At 64.2% G+C, this 22,385-nt stretch carries 19 protein-coding genes; 8 read left to right on the forward strand and 11 right to left on the reverse strand.

Going from position 1 to position 22,385, the window contains the following annotated elements:
- The first annotated feature begins 14 nt into the window (after window positions 1-14).
- Window positions 15-395: a response regulator transcription factor gene (locus tag C2L66_RS28375; protein ID WP_233444987.1), complete on the forward strand. Its 381-nt coding sequence runs from the start codon at window positions 15-17 to the stop codon at window positions 393-395.
- A gap of 9 nt (window positions 396-404) precedes the next feature.
- Window positions 405-2,582, forward strand: coding sequence for a response regulator (locus tag C2L66_RS28380; protein WP_082670416.1), 2,178 nt, complete (start codon window positions 405-407; stop codon window positions 2,580-2,582).
- Window positions 2,583-2,750: 168 nt separating this feature from the next.
- On the opposite strand, the gene C2L66_RS28385 is transcribed toward C2L66_RS28380, so the two are convergent.
- Both C2L66_RS28385 and C2L66_RS28390 read right to left on the reverse strand, forming a co-directional pair.
- Window positions 2,751-3,128 carry an Hpt domain-containing protein gene (locus tag C2L66_RS28385; RefSeq protein ID WP_060604944.1) on the reverse strand — a complete coding sequence of 126 codons (378 nt, stop codon included), beginning with the start codon at window positions 3,126-3,128 and terminating at the stop codon, window positions 2,751-2,753.
- Complete coding sequence (locus C2L66_RS28390) at window positions 3,125-3,766, reverse strand: response regulator transcription factor (protein WP_054933414.1); 642 nt, start codon at window positions 3,764-3,766, stop codon at window positions 3,125-3,127. Before C2L66_RS28390 ends, C2L66_RS28385 begins: the two co-directional genes overlap by 4 nt.
- A gap of 361 nt (window positions 3,767-4,127) precedes the next feature.
- On the opposite strand from C2L66_RS28390, the gene C2L66_RS28395 reads away from it, so the two are divergent.
- The 5 genes from C2L66_RS28395 to C2L66_RS28415 are packed head-to-tail and all read left to right on the forward strand — an operon-like array spanning window position 4,128 to window position 9,391.
- Entirely contained in the window at window positions 4,128-4,859 is a 732-nt protein-coding gene (locus C2L66_RS28395; RefSeq protein WP_060604941.1) for a TetR/AcrR family transcriptional regulator, read from the forward strand.
- A complete protein-coding gene (locus C2L66_RS28400; RefSeq protein ID WP_060604938.1) occupies window positions 4,856-5,830 on the forward strand; it encodes an HlyD family secretion protein in 975 nt (324 codons plus the stop codon). The genes C2L66_RS28395 and C2L66_RS28400 overlap by 4 nt, the downstream gene beginning before the upstream one ends.
- On the forward strand, window positions 5,827-6,792 hold the full coding sequence (locus C2L66_RS28405; RefSeq protein ID WP_060604935.1) for an ABC transporter ATP-binding protein: 966 nt from the start codon (window positions 5,827-5,829) through the stop codon (window positions 6,790-6,792). The genes C2L66_RS28400 and C2L66_RS28405 overlap by 4 nt, the downstream gene beginning before the upstream one ends.
- Window positions 6,789-7,925 carry an ABC transporter permease gene (locus C2L66_RS28410; protein ID WP_060604932.1) on the forward strand — a complete coding sequence of 379 codons (1,137 nt, stop codon included), beginning with the start codon at window positions 6,789-6,791 and terminating at the stop codon, window positions 7,923-7,925. Before C2L66_RS28405 ends, C2L66_RS28410 begins: the two co-directional genes overlap by 4 nt.
- Before the next feature lie 11 nt (window positions 7,926-7,936).
- Complete coding sequence (locus tag C2L66_RS28415; RefSeq protein ID WP_060604930.1) at window positions 7,937-9,391, forward strand: efflux transporter outer membrane subunit; 1,455 nt, start codon at window positions 7,937-7,939, stop codon at window positions 9,389-9,391.
- 57 nt (window positions 9,392-9,448) lie between these two features.
- Here C2L66_RS28415 and C2L66_RS28420 read toward each other — a convergent pair whose 3' ends face one another.
- From C2L66_RS28420 to C2L66_RS28445, 6 genes are all read right to left on the reverse strand, one after another.
- Complete coding sequence (locus tag C2L66_RS28420) at window positions 9,449-9,700, reverse strand: GlsB/YeaQ/YmgE family stress response membrane protein (RefSeq protein WP_060604927.1); 252 nt, start codon at window positions 9,698-9,700, stop codon at window positions 9,449-9,451.
- A 106-nt stretch (window positions 9,701-9,806) separates the two neighbouring features.
- Window positions 9,807-10,289 (reverse strand): GNAT family N-acetyltransferase, encoded by a 483-nt coding sequence (locus tag C2L66_RS28425; RefSeq protein WP_409372616.1) that lies wholly within the window; start codon window positions 10,287-10,289, stop codon window positions 9,807-9,809.
- 221 nt (window positions 10,290-10,510) lie between these two features.
- A complete protein-coding gene (locus C2L66_RS28430; RefSeq protein ID WP_060604920.1) occupies window positions 10,511-11,350 on the reverse strand; it encodes an ABC transporter permease in 840 nt (279 codons plus the stop codon).
- An 11-nt stretch (window positions 11,351-11,361) separates the two neighbouring features.
- The gene (locus C2L66_RS28435) at window positions 11,362-12,633 is read right to left on the reverse strand and encodes an ABC transporter permease (protein WP_054933413.1); all 1,272 of its coding nucleotides are present in this window, start codon (window positions 12,631-12,633) and stop codon (window positions 11,362-11,364) included.
- Between the two features lie 80 nt (window positions 12,634-12,713).
- Window positions 12,714-13,766, reverse strand: coding sequence for an ABC transporter substrate-binding protein (locus C2L66_RS28440; protein WP_035999232.1), 1,053 nt, complete (start codon window positions 13,764-13,766; stop codon window positions 12,714-12,716).
- A gap of 58 nt (window positions 13,767-13,824) precedes the next feature.
- Window positions 13,825-14,925, reverse strand: coding sequence for an ABC transporter ATP-binding protein (locus tag C2L66_RS28445; protein WP_054933405.1), 1,101 nt, complete (start codon window positions 14,923-14,925; stop codon window positions 13,825-13,827).
- 152 nt (window positions 14,926-15,077) lie between these two features.
- Here C2L66_RS28445 and pdxR point away from each other — a divergent pair, with 152 nt between their 5' ends.
- A complete protein-coding gene (gene pdxR, locus C2L66_RS28450) occupies window positions 15,078-16,646 on the forward strand; it encodes a MocR-like pyridoxine biosynthesis transcription factor PdxR (RefSeq protein WP_060604917.1) in 1,569 nt (522 codons plus the stop codon).
- A 33-nt stretch (window positions 16,647-16,679) separates the two neighbouring features.
- Here the strand turns inward: pdxR and C2L66_RS28455 are convergent, their stop codons facing one another.
- From C2L66_RS28455 to C2L66_RS28465, 3 genes are all read right to left on the reverse strand, one after another.
- A complete protein-coding gene (locus C2L66_RS28455) occupies window positions 16,680-17,348 on the reverse strand; it encodes a septal ring lytic transglycosylase RlpA family protein (protein WP_060607066.1) in 669 nt (222 codons plus the stop codon).
- A gap of 110 nt (window positions 17,349-17,458) precedes the next feature.
- Window positions 17,459-18,226: a peptidoglycan DD-metalloendopeptidase family protein gene (locus tag C2L66_RS28460; protein ID WP_060604914.1), complete on the reverse strand. Its 768-nt coding sequence runs from the start codon at window positions 18,224-18,226 to the stop codon at window positions 17,459-17,461.
- A gap of 193 nt (window positions 18,227-18,419) precedes the next feature.
- Window positions 18,420-22,202 (reverse strand): DUF748 domain-containing protein, encoded by a 3,783-nt coding sequence (locus tag C2L66_RS28465; RefSeq protein ID WP_060604912.1) that lies wholly within the window; start codon window positions 22,200-22,202, stop codon window positions 18,420-18,422.
- Between the last annotated feature and the right edge of the window lie 183 nt (window positions 22,203-22,385).

Below are 22,385 nucleotides of genomic sequence, written 5' to 3' on the forward strand. Positions count from 1 at the left end.
GCAAGCCCTCCTGCATGAACTTCATCGCAATCGGAAAACCGGATCACGTGATGTCGCTGCACACGCAGCAAGCGGGCGCGAACGGCTACGTGAGCAAGGGCCGTGAACTGACGGAAATGTTGACGGCGGCACGCACGGTGCTGCTCGGTTTCGACTGCTTTCCCGCGCAAGCGCCGCATACGGGCAAGGCGGGCGGCCTCGATGTGCTGTCGCCGCGTGAGATGGAAGTGCTGCAGTATCTCGCACGCGGCATCAGCAACAAGGAAATCGCGAGCCGCCTGTTCCTCAGCGACAAGACAGTCAGCACGTACAAGACGCGGCTGTGCGAAAAGCTGGGGCTGTCTTCGCTGGCCGCGTTGATCGAGTTTGCGACGCTGAACAAGCTGATCGATTGACGCGCCGGCATGAACCTGCGTCCGTCTGGCATCGCATCGTCGCTCGCCCGCGCGTTTGGCTGGCGCGCGCCAATCGGGGCACTTGTGCTGTTCGGCTCGCTTGCCGCGTGGCACGAACCGCTTGCGGGCGGCACGGCGGCGGTGTTGCTTCTGCTGGCGCGCAGCGTGCGCGCCGCCATACGGGGCGAAGAGGACCGGCGCGTACTGAAGCTCGATATCGAAGCTCTGGACGCGTCGCTGCGCGCGGCGCACCGTGACAACGCGGCGCACGCGGCGCAATCCGCCCGCTCGCTGGACGAAGCCACTCAGGCCGCGCGCGCGGCGGCACTCGAAGAACACCTCGCTACGTTGCGACTGGCGCGGCACCGGATCGTGCCGTGCGTACAGGCACTGTGCGAGCGTCTCGATCCCGATGCAGGCCTGGCGAACGTCGGAGCCGGTGCGCTTCGGTGCGCCGCCGAAACGCTCGCGCTCGTCGCGCAGGACTTGCTCGACGACATGCCTCCCGCCGATCGCGATATCGTCTTCGATGAAGACCCCGTCGATCTGCGCGAACTGATCGACGGGGTCGCGCTGCTCGTCGCGCCGGTCGCGGCACGCAAGCCATCGCGGCTGCAAGCGTGTATCGACCGATCGGTTGCTGCGTGCGTGCTCGCCGACCGCGCGCGGCTCGGCCAGCTCGTGCACAACCTGCTTGCCTACGCAATCGAAACGGCAGGCGCGGGCGTCGTCACGCTCGCCGCGCGCGCGGAGTCGCTGAACGCAGGCGCCCAGCGGATCGTGATCGGCATCAGCGGCGCGGCATCGGCGGCGAACGACACGCACGCGCGCGCGCATCAGGCGATGGAAGAACCTGCTGACGTGCGCGAGCATCCGGACCTCGTGCTAGCCCGCGTGATCGCGCGAAAAATGGGCGGCGACATCACGATCCTCGAAGGCAAGAGCGTTGGCGTCTGCGTCGCGCTGCATGCGCCGTTCACGATCGAGCGTCACGACTGGCCCGTGCCGGAGCACGAACGTCGCTTTGCCGTCGTCGACGTCGCTGCGTATGAAGATCGCGTGGCGATTTGCGAACTGCTGAAAAAGCTGGGCATCACGACGCTGCCGTCCGATGTGCCGCCGCCCGTGCGCATCGACTTTCGCTTTGCCGAAATCGGGCAGCCGCCGTCGCTGCATGGCGAGAAGCGCACCATCGCCGTCACGCGCGACGCTTTGCCTGGCGGCATGCGCGAACGCGGCGGCGTGACCGGGTTGTCGGTCAATCCATTGTCGTGGACGGCGCTCAGGCGCATCTGCGGCAACCGCGGCGACGCGCCTGCCGTGCGTCCCGAGCCTGTCCAGGCGCCCACCCGTCCGGCATCGGGACAACCCACGATCCTCGTCACCGACGACAACGAGGTCAATCGCAAAGTGCTCGCCCGGCAGCTCGACGTGCTCGGATATCGCTGCCTCGTCGCCAGCTCCGGCGACGAAGCACTCGAGGTGCTGAGCCGCGAAACCGTCGATCTGCTCGTCACCGACCTGCAGATGCCCGGCATGAGCGGCATAGAACTCGCCCGTCACGTTCGCGCGTCGTCTGGCGGTTCGGAATATGCCGTGCCGATGATCCTGCTGTCGGCGAACGCCGACGCGAAAATGACCGACATGGAGCGCGCATTGTTCGGCGCGACGCTCGTCAAGACGGCTGGATTGAGCGCGCTCGACTCCGCCCTCAGACGTCTGCTTCCCGCCAGGTCAGAGCATCGCGCGGCGCGTCTCGAGCGGTACGACTTCACCGTGCTCGATTCGCTCGCCGCGCAAGGCGTGGACGTCGGCGGCCTGTTGCGCGACTGGCAGCAGTCGATGGAAAACGACCTCATGCATCTGGAGGAGCGCCGCGCAGCGGGCGACGAGCAAGGCGTCCGCGGCATGCTGCATAAGCTCGCAGGCGCGCTCGGGGTGGTCGGAAATCGCGGCCTGATGAGCGCGCTGCAGCGGGCGAGCGACGCGCGGGAACCTGTCGACAGTGTGTTGTTCGACGGACTCGTCGCAAGGATGAGAACGCTGATGACGGAGCTCGATGATCACGGTTCGCGGCGAAGATTCGGACCGCGACACGGCACGCCCATAACGACAAAAAGCCCGCAGAACGCGGGCCCAAATACCGCGAGACACGATGGAGACGATCTGAGAACCGTGCGCGGTTAGCGCGGCTGGTCGATGTAGCCCCGGGGAAGGCTGCTCAGACACGCTATTGACCAGTATAGAGTGCGGATTCGTCGTGGCAGAAGAAAATGCCTGCTTCGGCGCTAGTAAGTATTAATTGCCGCAAAGCCGCCGATAGATACAGCGGCACACCGTGCGCCCGTCCGGCTGTCAGCCGAGCAGCGCGTCGAGCTTCTCGTTCAAGGCAGTGATGGCTTGCGTCACGCCCGAGAGCAACGCGACGGCCGTCAGCGCGTCATGCTCCAGCGCGGCACGCTCCAATCGCAGCGCCAGCGCGGTTTCCCGCCTGCATTGCAACATTCGCAACGAACCCGCCAGACGATGCGCGGCGTGACCCAATTCGTTCCATGATTCGCTGCGACGAGCCGCCGACATGTAGAGAAGCGTTGCGCGGTTCGTTTCAATGAGCGCGCTCGTCACGTCGCGCGCAACAGTGCGATCGCCGAGGGCGAGCGCATCGATTCGTTGTTGCAGCACACGCATGTCCGCCGCGCCGCCGAACACGCGGCGCCAGCATGCCGCCGTCATTGCCGGGCGGCGGCGATACCGCAGCGCCGCGCGAAATCGACCAGATCGACGAGCGTTGCGACGCCCACCTTGGTCATCAACCGTGTCTTGTGACTGCTGACCGTCTTGTTGCTGATGAAAAGCGCGTCGCCGATCGTCTTGTTGGACATGCCTTTGGCGAGCATTTGCAGGATCACCAGTTCCTTGTCGGAAAGCAATTCGAGTTTGCGCTCCTCGACGACGCCCTGCGCCGCCGCGCCAATGCTCGCGGACGGCGCGACGGGAAATACGCTGTAGCCCGACATGACGGCCTCGACACTGCGCATGATCTCCTTCACGTCCTGCGCCTTGCTGACGAAGCCTTGCGCACCCGCGCGCATGGCGCGGGACACGAAAGTCGACGCATCGTGGCTCGACAGGATCAGTACACGCATGGACGGATGTGCAGTTTTCAGACGTGAAAGTACATCGAGGCCATTTATGCGCGGAATATCCAGATCGAGAATGGTAAGGTCGGGCGCGAATTGGCGCGCCATTTCCATTGCGGACTGGCCGTTGTCTGCTTCAAATACTTCCTGCGTACCGAGCAATTGCAGCAGATGCGTCTTGATAACCAGCCGAAACGCTGGGTGATCGTCCACTATTAATATAGAAGCCAACTGCCGTTCTCCAGTTTCTCTTTTGATTCACGTGCTGTCGCGCTGCTCATATGGCGTGCTTATTACCACACGCGTTTCTGCGGCGATTATTCTAAGTCATTATCGACGCCTTTATTCTGTGGAATATTCTGCATTCCATATCTTTCTCGCCGCTTTTTTTCGAGTTTATTTGTTATTCAATTTCCGATAGTGCCGGCGGCATAAAAGGGGATATCCAGCGGGCGAAAACCCGCTTCTGCTGGCTAAGTGTGCGACGAGGTCTCCGTGCGCCTGACTTGCAACCTTCGGCGCGGGGCAAGTTACCCCCAATCGAGGTAAACCCGGTTGAATTTAACTAACTCGTCAATTAAGCTGGCAACCCATGAACACCAAACGTCAACCGGCCAAACCGCGCGGTCGCCGGCCCGTGGTGGAGAACTTCGACGTGCGCGAGCATCTGCTCGATACCGCCACGCGCCTTTTCTCCGAACGCGGCATCTCGGCCACCACCGTCGCGCAGATCGCCGCCGCCGCGGAAGTCACGTCCGCGCTCGTCCACTACTACTTCACGAATCGCGAGATGCTGCTCGACGCGATCGTCGAGGAGCGGCTCGCGCCGTCCGTCGGTTTTGTCTGGAGCGCCGCCGGAGAGGATTCGAGCGACGATCCGTTCGTGATGGTGGCCGAGTTCGTCAAGCGGCTGTTCGACGTGACGGGACGCATGCCGTGGCTGCCGCCGCTCTGGCTGCGCGAGGTCGTCAACGAAGGCGGGATGCTGCGCGAGCGCATGGTCACGCGCATTCCGTTCGACAACATCAAGCGGTTCGGCGCCCGTATCAAGGAAGCGCAACACGCAGGCGCAGTGAATCCGGAGCTCGATGCGCTGTTGATGTTCAACTCGCTCTTCGCGCTGGTAATGCTGCCGCAAGCGGCCGCCAGGATGTGGCAGAGCATTCGCGGCTTTCCGGCTATCGAACGTGAGACGTTGCAGCGGCACGTCACGGCCCTGCTGCTCGGCGGCATGAATCCGCCAGCGGAACGCGCCGCGCGCAGGCCGGCTGCGAAAAAAACGGCCAATGCGACGCGCCGCCCATCCACGAGGTCCAGTTCATGAAGCATTCACCTTCATCGGCGCGCGCCGTACGGATTGTTGCCGCGCTCCTTGCATGCGGCGTGCTCGGCGCGTGCTCGCATCGCGCCGACAATACGTGGCAAGGCTACGTCGAAGGCGAATTCGTGTATCTCGGCTCGTCGCAATCGGGCAAGCTGACGCAACTCGACGTCGTGCGCGGCGATCAGCTCACGGCGAATGCACCCGTTTTCGCGCTCGAATCCGTCGACGAAACGGCCGCGCTGCAACAGGCGCAACAACAGCTCGCCGCCGCCCGCGCGCAGCTGGCGGACATCCAGACAGGCAAGCGCCCGCCGGAAATCGACGTGACGAGGGCGCAGCTCGCGCAGGCCGTGGCGAACGCGCGCAAGGCCGCGCTGCAATTGACGCGCGACGAAGCGCAGTATCGCGCGGGCGGCATTCCGAAGGGACAACTCGACGACACGCGCGCCGCCGCCGATGCCGCCAATGCGCAGGTACGCGAGTTGACGCACGAAGTCCAGGTCGCGCGTCTGCCCGGCCGTTCGCAGCAACTGCTCGCGCAGACCGCGCAGGTCGAAGCAGCGCAGGCAGCCGTGGCGCAGGCGCAATGGAAGCTCGACCAGAAGCGCGTGAACGCGCCCGCCAGGGGCCGCGTCTACGACACGCTGTACCGCGTCGGCGAATGGGTGCAGGCGGGTAGCCCCGTCGTGCAGATGCTGCCGCCGCAAAACGTGAAGGTGCGCTTCTTCGTGCCCGAGACCGTGGTCGGCGCGCTCGCCCCCGGCCGCGCGCTGACGGTCCATTGCGACGGCTGCGCGTCGGCTATCGAGGCGAAGATCACCTACGTGTCGAACTCGGCGGAATACACGCCACCCGTCATTTATAGCAACGAGAGCCGCGCGAAGCTCGTCTTCATGGTCGAAGCGCATCCTTCCGTCGGCGACGCGCCGCGCCTGCATCCCGGCCAGCCTGTTTCGGTGACCTTGCGATGAGCACGCAGAACGGCGGGCACAATCCGGCGCAAGGTTCGCTTGCCATCGACGTGCACAACCTCAACAAGCATTTCGGCGACAAGCACGTCGTCAACGACGTCACGCTGCAGGTCGCGCATGGCGAGATTTTCGGCTTTCTCGGCCCGAACGGCAGCGGTAAGACGACGTCGATCCGCCTGATGTGCGGCCTGCTCACGCCCGATTCCGGCAGCGGCACGTGCCTCGGCTACGACATCGTGCGTGACAGCGCGCAGATCAAGCGCAACGTCGGCTACATGACGCAGCGCTTCTCGTACTGGGAAGACATGACGATCCGCGAGAATCTCGATTTCGTCGCGCGCATCTATCAGATGCGCGACCGCAAGGAAAAGGTGGATCGCGCGCTCGAAACGCTCGGCTTGCAGACGCGCGCCGACCAGTTGACGGGCGCGCTGTCGGGCGGCTGGAAGCAGCGGCTCGCGCTTGCCGCGTGCATGCTGCACGAGCCGAAGCTGCTGCTGCTCGACGAGCCGACTGCGGGCGTCGATCCCACGGCGCGCCGCGACTTCTGGGAAGAGCTGCACCGGCTCGCCGCGCAAGGCATTTCGGTGCTGGTCAGCACGCACTACATGGACGAAGCGGAGCGCTGCCACAAGCTCGCGTACATCGCGTACGGCAAGCTGCTGGCGCAAGGCACCGCGCAACAGGTGATCGAGTCGCAGGCGCTCGCCACATGGTCCATTCACGGCGAGCATCTGACGCAACTGTCCGAACAGTTGCGCAAGACGCCGGGCGTCGATCAGACCGTCGTATTCGGCTCCGCGCTGCACGCGAGCGGCCACGATCACCACGCGCTCGAAAAGGCGATCAGACAGGTCACGTCCGGCCTGCCCGTGCGAATCGAGCCGATCGAAACCGGCCTCGAGGACGTCTTCATCTACATGATGAGCCGCTCGGCCGACAACTACGGAAAGCCATCGTGAGTCGTCTATTCTCCGTGACGCGCTGGTGGGGCATCGTCCTCAAGGAGTTCATCCAGTTGCGGCGCGATCGCATCACGTTCGGCATGATCGTCGGTCTGCCGATTCTTCAGCTTGCGCTGTTCGGCTTCGCGATCAATACTGACCCGAAGCATCTGCGCACGGCCGTCGTCATCAGCGAGCAGAGCCAGTTCTCGCGCAGCTTCGTCGCGGCGATGAAGAACTCGGACTATTTTCATATCGTCGACACGCTGCCCGACGACAACGCGGCCCGCGAGGCGCTGGCGCGCGGCGACGTGACCTTCGTCGTGTCGATTCCCGTCGATTTTTCGCGGCGGCTCTTGCGCGGCGAACGGCCCGCGCTGCTGGTCGAAGCCGACGCCACCGATCCGACCGCGACGCAGGCACCGCTCGCCGCGCTGCCCGGCCTCGTGCAAGCGGTGGCGGACAAGGACATCACCGGGCCGCTCAAGCATCTGAACGGCGCGCCCGCCGCGTTCGAGGTGCAGATCCACAAGCTGTACAACCCCGAAGGCATCACCCAATACAACGTCGTGCCGGGCCTGATGGGCACGATCCTCACGCTGACGATGGTCATGATGACGGGCCTCGCGATGACCCGCGAACGCGAGCGCGGCACGATGGAAAACCTGCTCGCCACCCCCGTGCTGCCAATCGAGGTGATCGCGGGCAAGCTGGTGCCGTATATCGCGATCGGGCTCGTGCAGTCGTCGATCATTCTGGCGGCGGCGCGCTATGTATTCAATGTGCCGTTCGTCGGCAGTCTGATCGCGCTGTATGTCGCTGCGCTGCTCTTCATCGCGGCGAACCTGACGGTCGGCATTACGTTGTCGTCGATTGCGCAGAACCAGTTGCAGGCAATGCAGCTCACCATCTTCTACTTTCTGCCGAGCCTGCTGCTGTCGGGCTTCATGTTTCCGTTCGCGGGCATGCCCGTGTGGGCGCAATGGATCGGCAATCTGCTGCCGCTCACGTACTTCAACCGGCTCGTGCGCGGCATTCTGCTCAAAGGCAATGGCTGGGTCGAACTGTGGCCGTCGGTGTGGCCCGTCGCGATCTTCACCGCCGTCGTGTTAGCCATTGCCGTGCGCTTCTATCGGCGCACGCTGGATTAGGAGGCTCGACGATGAACCACTCCCTGCTGTTGTCCGCGCTCGCGCTGTGCGGCTGCGCCGTCGGCCCTGACTTTCACTCGCCCGCCGCACCCGATGCGCCGTCCTACACGCGGGAAGCGCTGCCCGCCGCGACGCAGGCCGCAGGCGTCACGCAAACGCTCGTCGCCGCAAGCGCCGCGCTGCCCGCATGGTGGACGCAGTTTCGCTCCGACGCGCTGAACCGTCTCGTCGACACGGCGCTGCAACACAGCCCGACACTCGACGAAGCACGCGCGAAACTCGTCGAGGCGCGCGAGAACTACATCGCGCAAGCCGGCGCGACCGAGTTTCCCGCCATCGATGCCAAGCTGTCCGGCACGCGGCAAAAGGTGAACCCCGCCGCGTTCGGCATTCCGAACGTGCCGAACCCGGGGCCGTTCACGCTGTTCAATGCGTCGGTGAGCGTGTCGTATGCGCTCGATGTTTTCGGCGGCAACCGGCGCGCGCTCGAAGCCTTGCTCGCGCAAACCGATTACCAGACCTACGAGCTCGATGCCGCGCGCCTGTCGCTGGCGGGCAATGTGGTGTCGACGGCGATCCGGCGCGCGTCGCTGCAACAGCAGCTCGCGCTGACACAGCAACTCGCGGACGCACAGGCGCATCAACTGACGATCGTCGAAGGACGCTACGCGGCGGGCGGCGTCGCGCAACTCGATGTGCGCACGCAGCGCACGCTCCTCGCGCAGACGCGCGCGCAAATTCCGCCGCTGACGACGCAACTCGCGCAAGCCGACCATCAGCTTGCAATTCTGCTCGGCATCGCGCCGTCGCAAGCCGACTTCAACGACATCACGCTCGATGCACTGCATCTGCCCGACACCGTGCCCGTCACGCTGCCGTCGACACTCGCGCGCGAGCGGCCCGACATTCGCGCATCGGAGGCGCTGTTGCATCGGGCGAGCGCGAACGTCGGCGTCGCGACGGCGAACCTGTATCCGCAGTTCAGCGTGTCGGCGGGAATCGGCTCGGAGCGCACGCGCATCGAAGATGTCGTCAACAGCCTGAACGTCTGGAACCTCGGTCTGAATCTGACGCAGCCGATCTTTCACGGCGGCGAACTGCGCGCGAAGAAGCGCGCTGCGCAGGCTGCCTATGATGCGGCGTTCGCGTCGTATCGGCAGACGGTATTGCAGGCGCTTCAGCAAGTCGCCGATACGCTGCACGCATTGAATGATGACGCGCGCGAATTGCAGGCTCGCGATGACGCGGCGTCGGAAGCGCAAGCAAGCGTGACGATCGCGCAAGCGCAGTATGCGGCGGGCGGCGTCAGTCAGTTCAGCCTGATCGATACGCAGCGCGAGGCGTTGCAGACCGCGCTCGACAGGACGCGCGCGCAGGCCGATCGTCTCGTGGATACGGCGGCGCTATTTCAGGCGCTGGGTGGGATGGCACCGGGGACGTCGGCCGATCAGACAGCGAAGCGGTAGTCGCGGAAACGAACAACCCGGCCGTAGCCGGGTTGTTCGTCGCGCGTCGAAGCCGGGTCAAGCGCGCCTGAAAAGCCGGATGACGAACAGCAGGATCACAGCGCCGACGAACGCCGTGATTGTCGAGCCGATCCATCCGCTGCCAGGCGAGACATGCAGCACGCCCGACAGCCAGCCGCCGATAAACGCGCCCGCAATGCCGACGACGATATCGAGCAGCACCCCGTAGCCGCTGCCCGACACCAGCACGCTAGCAAGCCAGCCCGCGATACAGCCGATGATCAGCCAGGCGATGATTCCGTGTTCCATAGTTTTCTCAGGTCTTCACTGTGAATTAAGAGGGCTGTAGTTTTAACGCAGTGGGCGACTTGAGTTGTCAAGGTTTGTCAAAGGTGGGAGCGGGCGAGTACGGAAACTATGCAGCGGCATCCTCACCATCCAGATACAGCACCATGTTCTCTTCGTCGAAGAAGCGGCCATTCACGCACATCGCGCGGCGTTCGGTGCCATAGCCCGTAAAGCCGCTCGTCACATAGAGCTGCCGCGCGCGATGGTTTTCGGTATTGACGCGAAGATGAACCTGCCGCAGCTGCATATTGCGCGCATGCGTCAACGCAGCCCCGAGCAACTCGCGCGCGACGCCCACATTCCGATACAGAGGATGAACGAACACGCCCCACAGCATGCCCTTGTGCCGCAACTGCGCGTATGGTTCCTGTTTGAGACCGGCGATTCCAATCAGCATGTGCTGATCAAACACGCCAAACACGATCTGTTCAGGCGTCGGCCGTATTTGTGCGGCAACGATGTCGAGCGGGCGTGCGCGCTCCTCGTCGAGAGTCGGCCAGATTGCAGACGGGGAATCGTCGATGGCCTTGAGCCGCAGTTTCGCAAACACAGCGGCGTCGTTTTCGTTCAAAGGCCGAAGTGTTAGAGCCTCGCAAAGCATTGCTTCATGTTTCCAGAAAGTTTCCAGAAAGCGAGCTATACAGGAACTTTCAGGTTAACTAATGAAGCCGTGACAATTTATGACAGATGCGCGCAATAAAACGTCATCGCGCGAACGGTCACAGGGCAGATAAACGTGTGACCGCAACGAGATAGCGCAAACAAACCCGCCTACGCCGCCACCGCCCGCGCCGCATTCCTTCCACGCAGCCATTCGAGCGCGAGCAGCAGGCAAGTCGAGAACACGATAAGAATCGTCGCCAGCGCGGCAATGGTCGGGCTGATGTTCTCGCGAATGCCCGTGAACATCTGCCGGGGCAAAGTGGTCTGATCGGCGCCCGCGAGAAACAGCGTGACGACCACTTCGTCGAACGACGTCGCGAATGCGAACAGCGCACCCGAGATCACGCCCGGCGCGATCACCGGCAACGTGATGCTGAAAAACGTCTTCACAGGGTTCGCGCCGAGCGACAGGCTGGCTCGCACGAGGTTGTAATTGAAGCCCTGCAACGTAGCCGCCACCGTCGTCACGACGAACGGCACGCCCAGCGACGCATGCGCCATGATCAGGCCGATATACGTGTTGGCCAGTCCGAGCGGCGCAAAAAACAGATACATGCCGACACCGACCACGACGACGGGCACGATCATCGGCGAGATCAGGATCGCCATTAGCAGCGCTTTGCCCTTGAAGTTCGCCTTCGTCAGACCGTTCGCCGCGAGCGTGCCGAGCACCGTCGCCAGCACGGTCGCCGACGGTGCGACGATAAAGCTGTTCTTCGCAGCCATCCGCCATTCGTCGGAGGCAATCAGGTTCTGATACCAGCGCAACGACCAGCCGGGAATCGGATAGACGAGAAACGTGCTCGACGAAAACGACAGCGGCACGATCGCGAGCACGGGCAGGATCAGATACAGCAGCGTCAGCACGGCAAGTCCGCGCAGCGTGAAGTACCACACGCGCTCGATCATCGACGTGTGCGGCGCGAACATGGGTTTGGCAAATTTCATCGCGTCACTCCTCAACCGAGGCTCACGTTCGAACGCGTGAAGCGTCCGTAGATCACATACAGCACGAGCGTCGCCGCGAGCAGCAGCCCGCCGAGCGCGCACGCCATGCCCCAGTTGATCGTCACGTTGGTGAAGTACGCGACGTAGTAGCTGACCATCTGGTCGTTCGGTCCGCCGAGCAGCGCCGGCGTGATGTAGTAACCGATCGCAAGAATGAATACGAGCAGCGCGCCCGCGCCGATGCCCGGATAAGTCTGCGGCACATACACGCGCCAGAACGCCGCGAACGGATGCGAGCCGAGCGAAACGGCCGCGCGCTGGTAGGTCGGCGGAATCGACTTCATCACGCTGTAAAGCGGCAGGATCATGAACGGCAGCAGAATGTGCGTCATCGAGATATACACGCCGACGCGATTGAACAGCAAAGCCAGCGGATCGTGTATCAGCCCCGAGCCGATCAGCGCCTTGTTGACGAGACCTTCGCTCTGCAAAATCACGATCCACGCGGCGACGCGTACGAGGACCGACGTCCAGAACGGAATCAGCACGAGGATCATCACGAGATTCGCGCGCCGTTCGTTCAACGTCGAAATCCAGTATGCGAGCGGATAGCCGAGCAGCAGCGCAAAGACCGTTACCGCGAAACCGATCACGAACGTGCGGCTGAACACGGCGAGATAGATCTGCTGTTCGGGATCGGTCGGAATGATGTGGCCGAATGCGTCCTGCTTGTGATCGAGCGAGGCGAGCAGATAAAACGGCGAAACCGTGCTGCCGTTCTTCGCGATCGCCTGCCAGTACTTCGCATCGCCCCAACGTTCGTCGATTTCGAGAATCTTTGCCTTCACCTGGGCGGGCGGCAGCGCGTGACCCGCATCGTCGTTGAGCGGCATTGCGCGCGCCGTCTTCGCGACGAGCGAGCGATAGCCGGGAATCTCCGTATTCAGGCGCCGTGCAAGCGCGCCCATGGCTTCGCCGTCGGCGACGGCGGTGAGATCCGTGGCGAGCGCGGCGTACGCGGCGTCTGTCGGCGCCGACTTGCGATCCCAGTCGCGCAGGGCCGTGACCGTATGCGGCAGCGCCGTCGCGATCTCCGGGTTCTGCACCGCGCGCGTCAACAGCGCGCCGATCGGCACGACGAAAATCATCAGCAGAAACAGCGCGAGCGGCGCAATCAGCAGCAGCGCCATCGCGCGCTTCTTCGCTTCGGCGGCCTTCAGCTCGCGCTTGAGTTTGTTGGTCGACTCGGGGGCCGGGTCGGCGGCGATCGTGATCGTCGTCACGGGTTTCTCCTGCGTCAATGCAGCCTTGCTACAGCGATGCGGCTTCCCGGTGCGGAAACCGCATCGCATTCACCTCACACTTACTTCGACGCCCACGACGAGAAGCGTTGCTCCAGCTCGTCGCCGTGATCGGTCCAGAACGTCAGGTTCTGCAGCACTGCGTTCTTGCCGTTGGCGGGGGAGTTCGGCAGGTTGGCGAGCGTCTTCGCATCGAGCGACTTGATCGCCGATTCATTCACCGGGCCGTACGCGATGTGCTTCGCGTATTCCTGCTGCGGCTTCGACGAGATCGTGTACGCGATGTACTTCTCGGCCAGCGCCTTGTTCGGCGTGCCCTTCGGCATTGCCCAGTAGTCGAGGTCGTAGATGCTGCCGTTCCACACGACCTTCAGGTTCTTGCCTTCCTTCTGCGCGGCATCGATACGGCCGTTATACGCCGTCGACATCACCACGTCGCCCGCGACGAGGAATTGCGGCGGCTGTGCGCCCGCTTCCCACCACTGGATATTCGGCTTCAGCTCGTCGAGTTTCTTGAACGCGCGGTCCTGGCCTTCCTTCGTGCCGAGCACCTTGTAGACGTCCTTCGGCGCGACGCCGTCGGCCATCAGCGCGAATTCCAGGTTGTAGCGCGCGCCCTTGCGCATGCCGCGCTTGCCCGGGAATTTCTTCGTGTCCCAGAAGTCGGCCCAGCTGGCGGGCGCCGTCTTGAGCTTGTCGGCGTTGTATGCCATCGCCGTCGACCACACGAAAATACCGACGCCGCACGTTTGCGGCGCTTCGGGAATCAGATCCGACTTCTTGCCGAGCTTCGACCAGTCGAGCTTTTCGTACAGGCCTTCGTCGCAGCCTCGGCCGAGGTCGCCCGATTCGACTTCGACGACATCCCAGTTCACATGCTTTGCTTCGACCATCGCCTTCACTTTGGCCTGCTCGCCGTTGTATTCGACAGCCGTCACTTTCGAGCCGCTTTGCGCCTCGAACGGCTGGTTGAATGCGGCCTTCTGCGCGTCGCCATTCGCGCCGCCGAAGTTCACGACCGTCAGTTCCGCCGCGTTCGCCTGAGCAACGGCGCTGAGCGCGAGGACGACAGCGCCGACAGCCACGGCACAGCGCGATTGCACGATCTTCTTCATGATGGTTCCTCTTTGGTGTGATGAACTGCTTACGACGTGGACGTTGTTGTGTTTCTGCTCACGCGAACACGCGCAGATGCTCCGGCGCGAATTCGAGTGCGACGGGCGCGCCCGGCGCGAAGCCTTCGAGTGCTTCCGTGCCGAGCGGCACCTTCACGAAGCACTCGTCCTGTTGCGGCAAACCACAGCGCATGCGCACGTGATCGCCGAAATAGATGAGCCCGCGCGCTTCGCCCGCCACCGCATTCGCGCCGGGCCGCGCGCCGCCTGCCGCGCCCGCCGCGAGCTTCATCCGCTCCGGCCGGATGCACGCGACGCCTTGCGCGCCCGCTTGCGCACCACCGATATTCCGCCCGACCAGGCGCGTGCCGTCGATCAGGTGAAACTCGCAGTAATCGCCGTCGACATTCGCGATCGTGCCGCGCAGCCGGTTGCTGTCGCCGATGAAGTTCGCGACGAACTCGTTGCACGGCGCCTCGTAGAGGCTGTCGACGGTATCGAGCTGCTGCACGATGCCCTTGTCGAATACCGCGACGCGGTCTGACATGGTCAGCGCTTCGCCCTGATCGTGCGTCACGTAGACGAAGGTGACGCCGAGCTTTTCGTGCAGCGATTTGAGTTCGTATTGCATGTGCTCGCGCAACTGCTTGTCGAGCGCGCCAAGCGGCTCGTCCATCAGCACGAGCTTGGGTTCGAACACGAGCGCGCGCGCCAGCGCGATGCGCTGCTGCTGGCCGCCCGACAGTTGCGCCGGGTAGCGCTTCGCAAAGCCTTCCATGCGCACCATCTTCAGCGCGTTGTTGACCTTGTGCGCGCGTTCGTCGGCGGGGAGCTTGCGCACCGTCAGCGGATACGCGACGTTCTGCTCGACCGTGAGATGCGGAAACAGCGCGTAGTTCTGAAACACCATGCCGATGTTGCGCTTGTGCGGCGGCACGTTGTTGAGCAGTTGTCCATCGAGCCAGATCTCGCCGCCCGTCGGAAATTCGAAGCCTGCGAGCATCATCAGGCAAGTCGTCTTGCCGGAGCCGGAAGGCCCGAGCAGCGTGAGGAATTCGCCTTGATAGATGTCGAGATCGAGTTGCTTGACGACCAGCATTTCGCCGTCATACGTCTTGCGCACACCCCGAAAGCTGACGATTACGTCTTCGGTTTTCATCGCGTGGGTCTCCATGCTTTGAATGCATCTCTAGGGGTTTCTACGCACATTTGGTTCCACCCGTTTCGAAGATTTGCATCGATTGCGTGATCCACTATAGCCCGTTACGGTTCTACAATAGGGAACCATTTCATAATTCCGGATAGAACCACTTGGATACGGTGATCCTGTCGGACTGGCTCGCCGCGCGGCTCGACCGGACGGCTGGCGAACCCGTCTATCGACAAGTACTCGGGCTGATGCAGCAGGCCATTCTGACGGGCCAGTTGCTGCCCGGCGCCAAGCTGCCCAGTTCGCGCACGCTCGCGTCGGACCTCGGCATTGCGCGCAACACGGTGCTGCACGTCTACGACCAGCTCACGGCGGAAGGCTATGTGCTATCGACCACGGGCAGCGGCACCTATGTCGCCGACACGCGGCCGGACACGGCCGCCGTCAACGCACGCAAGGCGCCACCCGCCGCGAGTGGCCCTATCGGCGCGATCGGCGGCGCAGGGCCAGGCGCGAATGTCGCGCCGCCCGCCGTGCCCGCGCGCGGCAGCCTGTCGACGCGCGGCGCGCGTCTGATTTGCCAGGCGGGCGTATCGGCGCGGCAGTGGGGCGCGTTCATGCCCGGCGTGCCGGATGTCGCCGAGTTTCCGGCGCGCACATGGAGCCGCCTGCAGGCCAAGCTCTGGAAGGAAGCGAATCCCGATCTGCTGACGTACGCGCCGGGCGGCGGCTATCGACCGCTGCGGCGTGCGCTCTCGGACTATCTGCGCGTCGCGCGTTCGGTGAAGTGCACGCCGGATCAGATCATCATCACAACGGGCATTCATCAGTCGATCGACCTCGCCGTGCGGCTGCTGACGGACGTCGGCGACCGCGCTTGGGTCGAGGAGCCCTGCTATTGGGGCGCGCGCAGCGTGCTGCAGTCGTCGGGGCTGACGCTCGCGCCCGTGCCCGTCGATGAAGAAGGCCTGAATCCGCGCGAATCCGACCTGCAGGCGCCGCCGCGCATCGCGCTCGTCACGCCGTCGCATCAGTATCCGCTCGGCATGGTGATGAGCCTCGCGCGCCGCCGCACGCTGCTCGAATACGCGCGCCAACATGGCGTGTGGATCATCGAGGACGACTACGACAGCGAGTTCCGCTACGGCAGCCGGCCGCTCGCATCGCTGCAAGGGCTCGACGACGCGGGCCAGGTGATCTATGTGGGCAGTCTCGGAAAGATGCTGTTTCCGGGTTTGCGGATCGGCTACATGATCGCGCCGGAGCATCTCGTCGATACGTTTCGCACGGGCGTGGCCGAGTTGTATCGCGAAGGACAACTGATGCAGCAGGCCGTGCTGACCGAGTTCATCATGGACGGCTATCTGACCTCGCACGTGCGGCGCATGCGCGCGTTGTACGGCGAGCGCCGCCAGATTCTGATCGACGCGATCACCGCGCGTTTCGGCGATGCGCTGCCCGTGATGGGCGACGAAGCGGGCCTGCACCTGGTGCTCGGCCTGCCCGATCATGCAAACGACCGCGAAGTGACGGCCGCTTCGTACGACGCGGGCGTGATCGTGCGGCCGCTCGCCGCGTACTACAACAGCGAGACGCCGGCGCGGCGCGGCCTGCTGCTCGGCTACGCATGCGTGCCGAACGAGCGCATCGGGCCGGCGTTCGATACGCTTGCGAACGTGATCGAAAGGACTGCGTTGAAGACGACGGCCGCGCCTACGCGGGCGGCTTAGCGCCACACTTCGCGCGGCGCGTCGAAGGCGTTGCTAGCCGTTCGTCGTCAGATGCATCGGGCGATGCGCGATGCGCTCCGCTTCGGGCTTCTCCACCCGCTCGATCGACACCTTCGCCACGCCCGCGCGATGCATGCCGAGCGCCGACGCGGCGAGATACGACAGATCGATCACGCGACCGCGCGCGTAGGGTCCACGGTCGTTGATGCGCACTACCACCGACTTCGAACTCGCCAGCGACGTCACGCGCACATACGATCCAAGCGGCAGCGTCCGGTGCGCGGCCGTCATCGCGTACATGTCGTAGTGCTCGCCGTTTGCCGTGCGACGACCGTGAAAGCCCCGGCCGTACCACGACGCGAGCCCCAGTTGCGTGAAGCGCGACGTGTGCCCTTTCACGCTCGCCGCATGCACCAGATGCGCAGCATGCGCGGCGCGGTTGGGACCGCGGTCGGCACTGCGGTTTGCACTGCGGTTGGCCAGATTTGCGCGGCCTTTTGGATCGACATGCACGTCGTGCTCCGGATCGTGAAGCGGCTCCGTTCGTGCGCCATGCTGCGCGTTTTTCGCCTTGGGACGCGACTTCGGATCGAGCGGCTTATGCTTCCCGGCAGCCGCCGATGCCGACGCGGGCAGCGCGCTCGCCAGCAGAAAGAGCGAAACGGACGCGCCGAGGCGTCGTAGCAGCGGGTTCTTTTTCAAGTGATGGCTCGTCTTCGACATGGCATCGGGCGATACGCTTCGGCAGCCGTCACGCGGAACCCGAACCGGTCCGCGGGACGGCGCACGACGCGCGCCGCCGCGCGACCGGGTCAGCCCGAAAGTTTCGGCAGGTAGTTTTGCGGATCGACTGCCTTCGTGCCGTCGCGCAGTTCGAAGATCAGATACGGATGGGGATCGTTGGGCGCGCCCATTTCGGCGATCGGCTGGCCTTGCCTGACCGTGTCGCCTTCCTTGACGAGCAGCTTCGCGTTGTTACCGTAAGCGCTGATGAAACGTTTGTCGTGCTTGACGATGACGAGCAGCCCGTACGCCTTGATCTCGGAGCCCGCGTAGATCACGCGGCCGGTGCTCGCTGCCCGGATCGTCTCGCCGGCTGTGCCGTTGATGTGGATCGCCTTCGACTGGCCGTCTCCGGCGTTCGACGTCACTTGCCCCGAGGCGGGCCAGATGAAGCGCGCCTGCTGCGAGGATGCGGCAGACGGCGCGACGTTACCGGCGGCGGCCGGGGATTGCGGCACGCCCGTTTGCACGGGCCCGGACACGGCAGCAGCATCGGGCGCCACACGGAGCACCTGGCCGACGCTCACCGGGTAGGCGTCCGGGAGGCGGTTCCAGCGGGCAAGCTGGGCGGGATCACGCCCGAACGCAGCCGCGACGCTCGCCAGCGTATCGCCTGGATTCACGCGATAGAAGCCCGCCGCGACAGGCGCGGGCGGCTCGATCGAGGGCGGGCGCGCATCAGGCGAACTGGTGAAGAGGTCGCCCCACGGCATGCTTGCACAACCGGCGAGCGCCAACGCGACGCTCGCGATCAATAGCCGTTGCGTCAGTTCGCGGCACAGTTTGAAGAGGTTCATCGGAATACGATCGAAAGGATGGCATCGGATGTGCAAACGGGCTGCATATCGCAGCCCGCTCGCACAAGAGTTGGCATCCTAAACGAACGTCGCCGCAATACGTTGACCCCGCGTGCGATCGCTCAGTCATCCTTGACGATTGTTAACGCGCCCGCCCGCAAAAGCGGCAAACTCGTGAAGAACCGTCAGCGCATTATTTCAGGCCGAAATCCACCCGCGTCGTCGCGCCCTTGTCGTCGATACCCGAAGCATCGAGCTTCGGCGCCACGATGAAAACGCGGCTGTTGTCGATCTTGCCTTCGAAGTACTGCTGCACCGCCTGCGCGCGGCGCTGCGCGAGATCGCGCAAGCTGGCGTCCGTGACGGGCGCATGCTCGGCGAGCGCGGCCTTCATCTCGTCGTCGGGCAGTGTCTTCGTCAGGCCGACGATGTTGCGCGGCTTCTTGAAGTCCGAATCCTTGTAGGCCTTAGTCAGATACTTGTCGTATTCCTTGTCGTCGACCTTGATCGTCATCGGGTCGACGCTTTCGCCGTTGCCCACCATGTCCTTGAGCTTCTGCTGACGCACGAGCCGGTCGACATAGGCGGTGCGCAGCGCCGGCTGATCGACGGCGGGATCGACGCGGCCGATGATGTCGAGGCGGATCGACGGCTTGTCGGTCAGCGCCTTCACGATCATGTCGAGCTTCTTCTGCGACGTGTCGGACAGCGTCGCGGAACCCGCATCGAACTCGACGTAGCCGAGTTCCTCGCCGCTGCCGCCGAACGCATGCGCGAGCAGCGAGAACGGTGCCGTGACCGCCTTCTGCAGCAGATTCAGCACGGCGCGCCAGATCAGCCCGCCCACGCTGAATTCCGGATTCGCCAGCGAGCCCGACACGGGAATGTCCACGTCGATTTCGCCGCGCGAGTTCTTCAGCAGCGAAATGGCGAGCTTCACGGGCAGCTTCGTCGCGGTGTCGTTGTCGACGTGATCGCCGAACGTCAGCTGGTCGATGAAGATGTGGTTGTTCGCCGTCAACTGGTCGTTCGCCAGCTGATAGTGCAGATCGACATTCAGTTTGCCCTTCGTGATCGGATAGCCCGCGTACTTCGCCGAGTACGGCGTCAGGTTGGTCAGCTCGATGCCGTGCGCCGTGGCCGTCAGATCGAGCGCGGGCTTGGCGATCAGCGGATTCACCGAGCCACGGATCGTGATCGGGCCGTTGGCGGCGAGCTTGGCGGACACGTCGACGGGCGCCGACTGCCTGGACTCCGTGCCGAATGCGCCGACCGTGCCCTGGATCGCGATCAGGTTGGCCGTGTAGTTCGGCTTGATGAAGTTGTCGGTGTAGGTGACGCGGCCGTTCTGCAGCACGAGCTGGCCGAAATGCAGACGCACCGGGCTTTGCGGCGGCGTGGCCGCCGTCACCGACGTGTTCGCGCCGGACGCGGCGGAAGCCGGCACGGCCGCCTGCGCTTCGGAAGCGGCGGACATGCCGAGCGGGATCGGCTCCTTGCCCTTGGCGCTCTGGTCGCGCGTGAGCGACTGCGGCGCGCCCGTTTCGTGCGCGACCACGTCCTTCAGGTTCAGCTTGCCTTGTGCGTCGAGCAGCACGCGCCCATAGAAGTTCGCGAACGTGACCTTGGCGGCATCGACGTCCGTGCCGTGCTCGTCGTAATTCGCCTTGATGCCCGTCAGCGCCAGCGAGCGCCAGCCGGCAAACGGGTCCGAGGTCGCCTTGTCGAGCATGCGGACGTCGACGAGCGCCGCGTCGCCGCGATACGTCGCGCGCAGGCCCTTCGCCTTGTCGCCCTGCGCGAGCGTTACATCGCCGCTCGCGTTCAGCAGCGCGCTCGCAATGGTCGCGTTCAGCTGGCTGCCGAAGTACGGCTCGAACGCCGCCGCGTCCAGCCGGTTAGCGTCGATCTTCATCGCGAGCTTGAGCGGCGTCGCCGTCACGTCGCCCTTCACGCCGAGCGTGCCCTTGCCGTTGACGGTGGCCTGCAGTTCGACGGGCAGCGCGCGGCTCAGGTCGTCGCTGATCTTCTGCACTTTAAGTTGCAGGGGCTTCACGGCGAGTTTGACGGGGCGCGCGGTCGTGTTGTCGGCGAAGGTCGCCGCGCCGTCCTTCAGGTTCAGTTCGCCGATGCTGTAATGCCACGCCGGCCCTTCTTGCGTCGCCTTCTTCGCCGCATGGATCACGGTGCGCTCGCTCGCCTGCTGCTGCGGCGGGCCAGCGAGCGCGGCCAGATCGATCGTGCCGTCCTTCAGGCGCTGCGCGTCGACGGACAGGCCCGTCACGTCGACCGTGCCGAGTTCCGCCTTGCGCGCGGCGAGGTCGACGCGCTTGATGCCCGCCTTGCCGTCCGCGATCGATATGACCGGCTGCTTCGCGTTCCCGGTCGCCAGCTTTAGCGATTGCAGATCGACCTGGCTTTCGCCGATCTGCAGGTCGACGGGCTCCTTCGTCCAGTTGGCCGTCAGGCTGGACTGCACGCTCAGCGTGCCGTCTAGCACCTTGGCCGCCGTCACGGTGTCGAGATAAGGCTGCAATACGGGCAGCTGCGCCGACTTCAGGTCGATCTTCGCGTCGGCCGTCTTCGCGGCGAGCGACAGGTTGCCCGACACGGCAATCGCGCTTTGCGGCTGGTTCTTGACGTTGGTCTTGAGCGTGTAGCGCGCGGGGGTCTTGCCGAGCGTCGAGAAATCCGCCAGCCCGACCGCGAGATTGTTCAGCCCTGCCGATACGGGCCGCGACGCCGCGGCGTCCTGGACTTCGACGGTGCCGTTCGACAGCTCGAATTGCTTGATCTGCAGATCGAGCGGCGGCGCGGCCTTGGCTGCTTCAGCCGCGGCGCCGGACGCGGGCGCGGGCGCGCTGGCCACGGTAGCGGGCGCGCTGGCCGCCGCAGCGGGTGCGCTGGGCGCGGGAGCGAACGTACGCTGCACGCTCAGCACGCCGCTCTTGTCGCGCGCCAGATGCACGGTCGGCGCGTCGAGGCGAATGTCGTCGAAACGATAGACGTTCTTCAGCGGCTCCAGCGTCTGGGCGGCCACATGCAGTGAGCGCGCGGCGAAGAACGGCGCCTTGTGCTCGTCGAGCACGTCGATGTCGGCGAGATCCGTGGTGCCCGTGATGCGCAGCGTGGGTGCGTCGCCCGTCATCACGAAGCTTACTTTCAGGTCGCTCGACAGCTTGCCCGCCTGCACCGTGACGGGCAGCTTCGCGGGCGAGTACGACAGCAGCTTCGGCACGTCGAGCCCGTCGAAGCGCAGCGACACTTCCGATTCGCGCGACGCCGCGAACGGCTTGGTGCGCCCGTCGATGGCGAGCGGACTGCCGTCGATACGCGCGCGCAGCAGCGGCTCGACGAAGATGTCGGTTTTCGACGGCAGCGTGGCGATGAACGGAATGCCGAGGCGCCATTCATCGACGATATGCGTGACGCCGAGCAGCCGGTCGTCGAACGTGATCTTGCCGTTTTCGATGCGGATATTGGAGATCGAGAACTGCGCCGGCTTGCTGTCGGGTTTGGACGGCTGCTTCGAGAACTTCTCGATCAGGTCGCTGAAGTTGAAGCGCTGCGCATCGTAGCGAACGATTGTGAAGCGCGGCGAATCCAGATGTACTTCATCGACAATGGGCGCGAGCCGGAAAATCGAACTCCAGGAAGTCCTTACGACCAGCCGTTCGATATCGACGAAATCGCCCTTGCCGCCCCGGTCGCCGATATGCACGCGGTCAGCTTCGAAATTGAGTGTGTAGGGGTTGAGCGCGATGCGGCCGATGCTGGCCGGCCGGTCCAGTTGCTCGCTCAACTGCTGTTCGGCGATATGCCGGATCAGCGGCGGCGCGGCGAAAAAGCCGAGCAGTCCGAACAGGACCAGCACGACGAATATGACGAGAACGATGCGTCTTGCTCGCCGGCCTTGTGCGACTTCGCGGACGGTCTGAAAGGATGAGGCGAGTGATGCTTTGGTCGGGCTTGCCATGCTTGGTCGCGGGTAGGGCGGCGCAGAACGTGCCGCGATGACGAATATCCAGCTTGGCCGAAGTATACGTCGTGTACTTCGGCCAAACCATCAAATGTCATGAGAATGACGACCGTTGCAGGCAAATAAACGTTAGAAAGTGTAAGTGGCCCGAGGTGAGTGCGCGGTCGTGTCCAGCCGTCA

Source organism: Paraburkholderia caribensis, from assembly GCF_002902945.1.
Classification (GTDB): Bacteria; Pseudomonadota; Gammaproteobacteria; order Burkholderiales; family Burkholderiaceae; genus Paraburkholderia; species Paraburkholderia caribensis.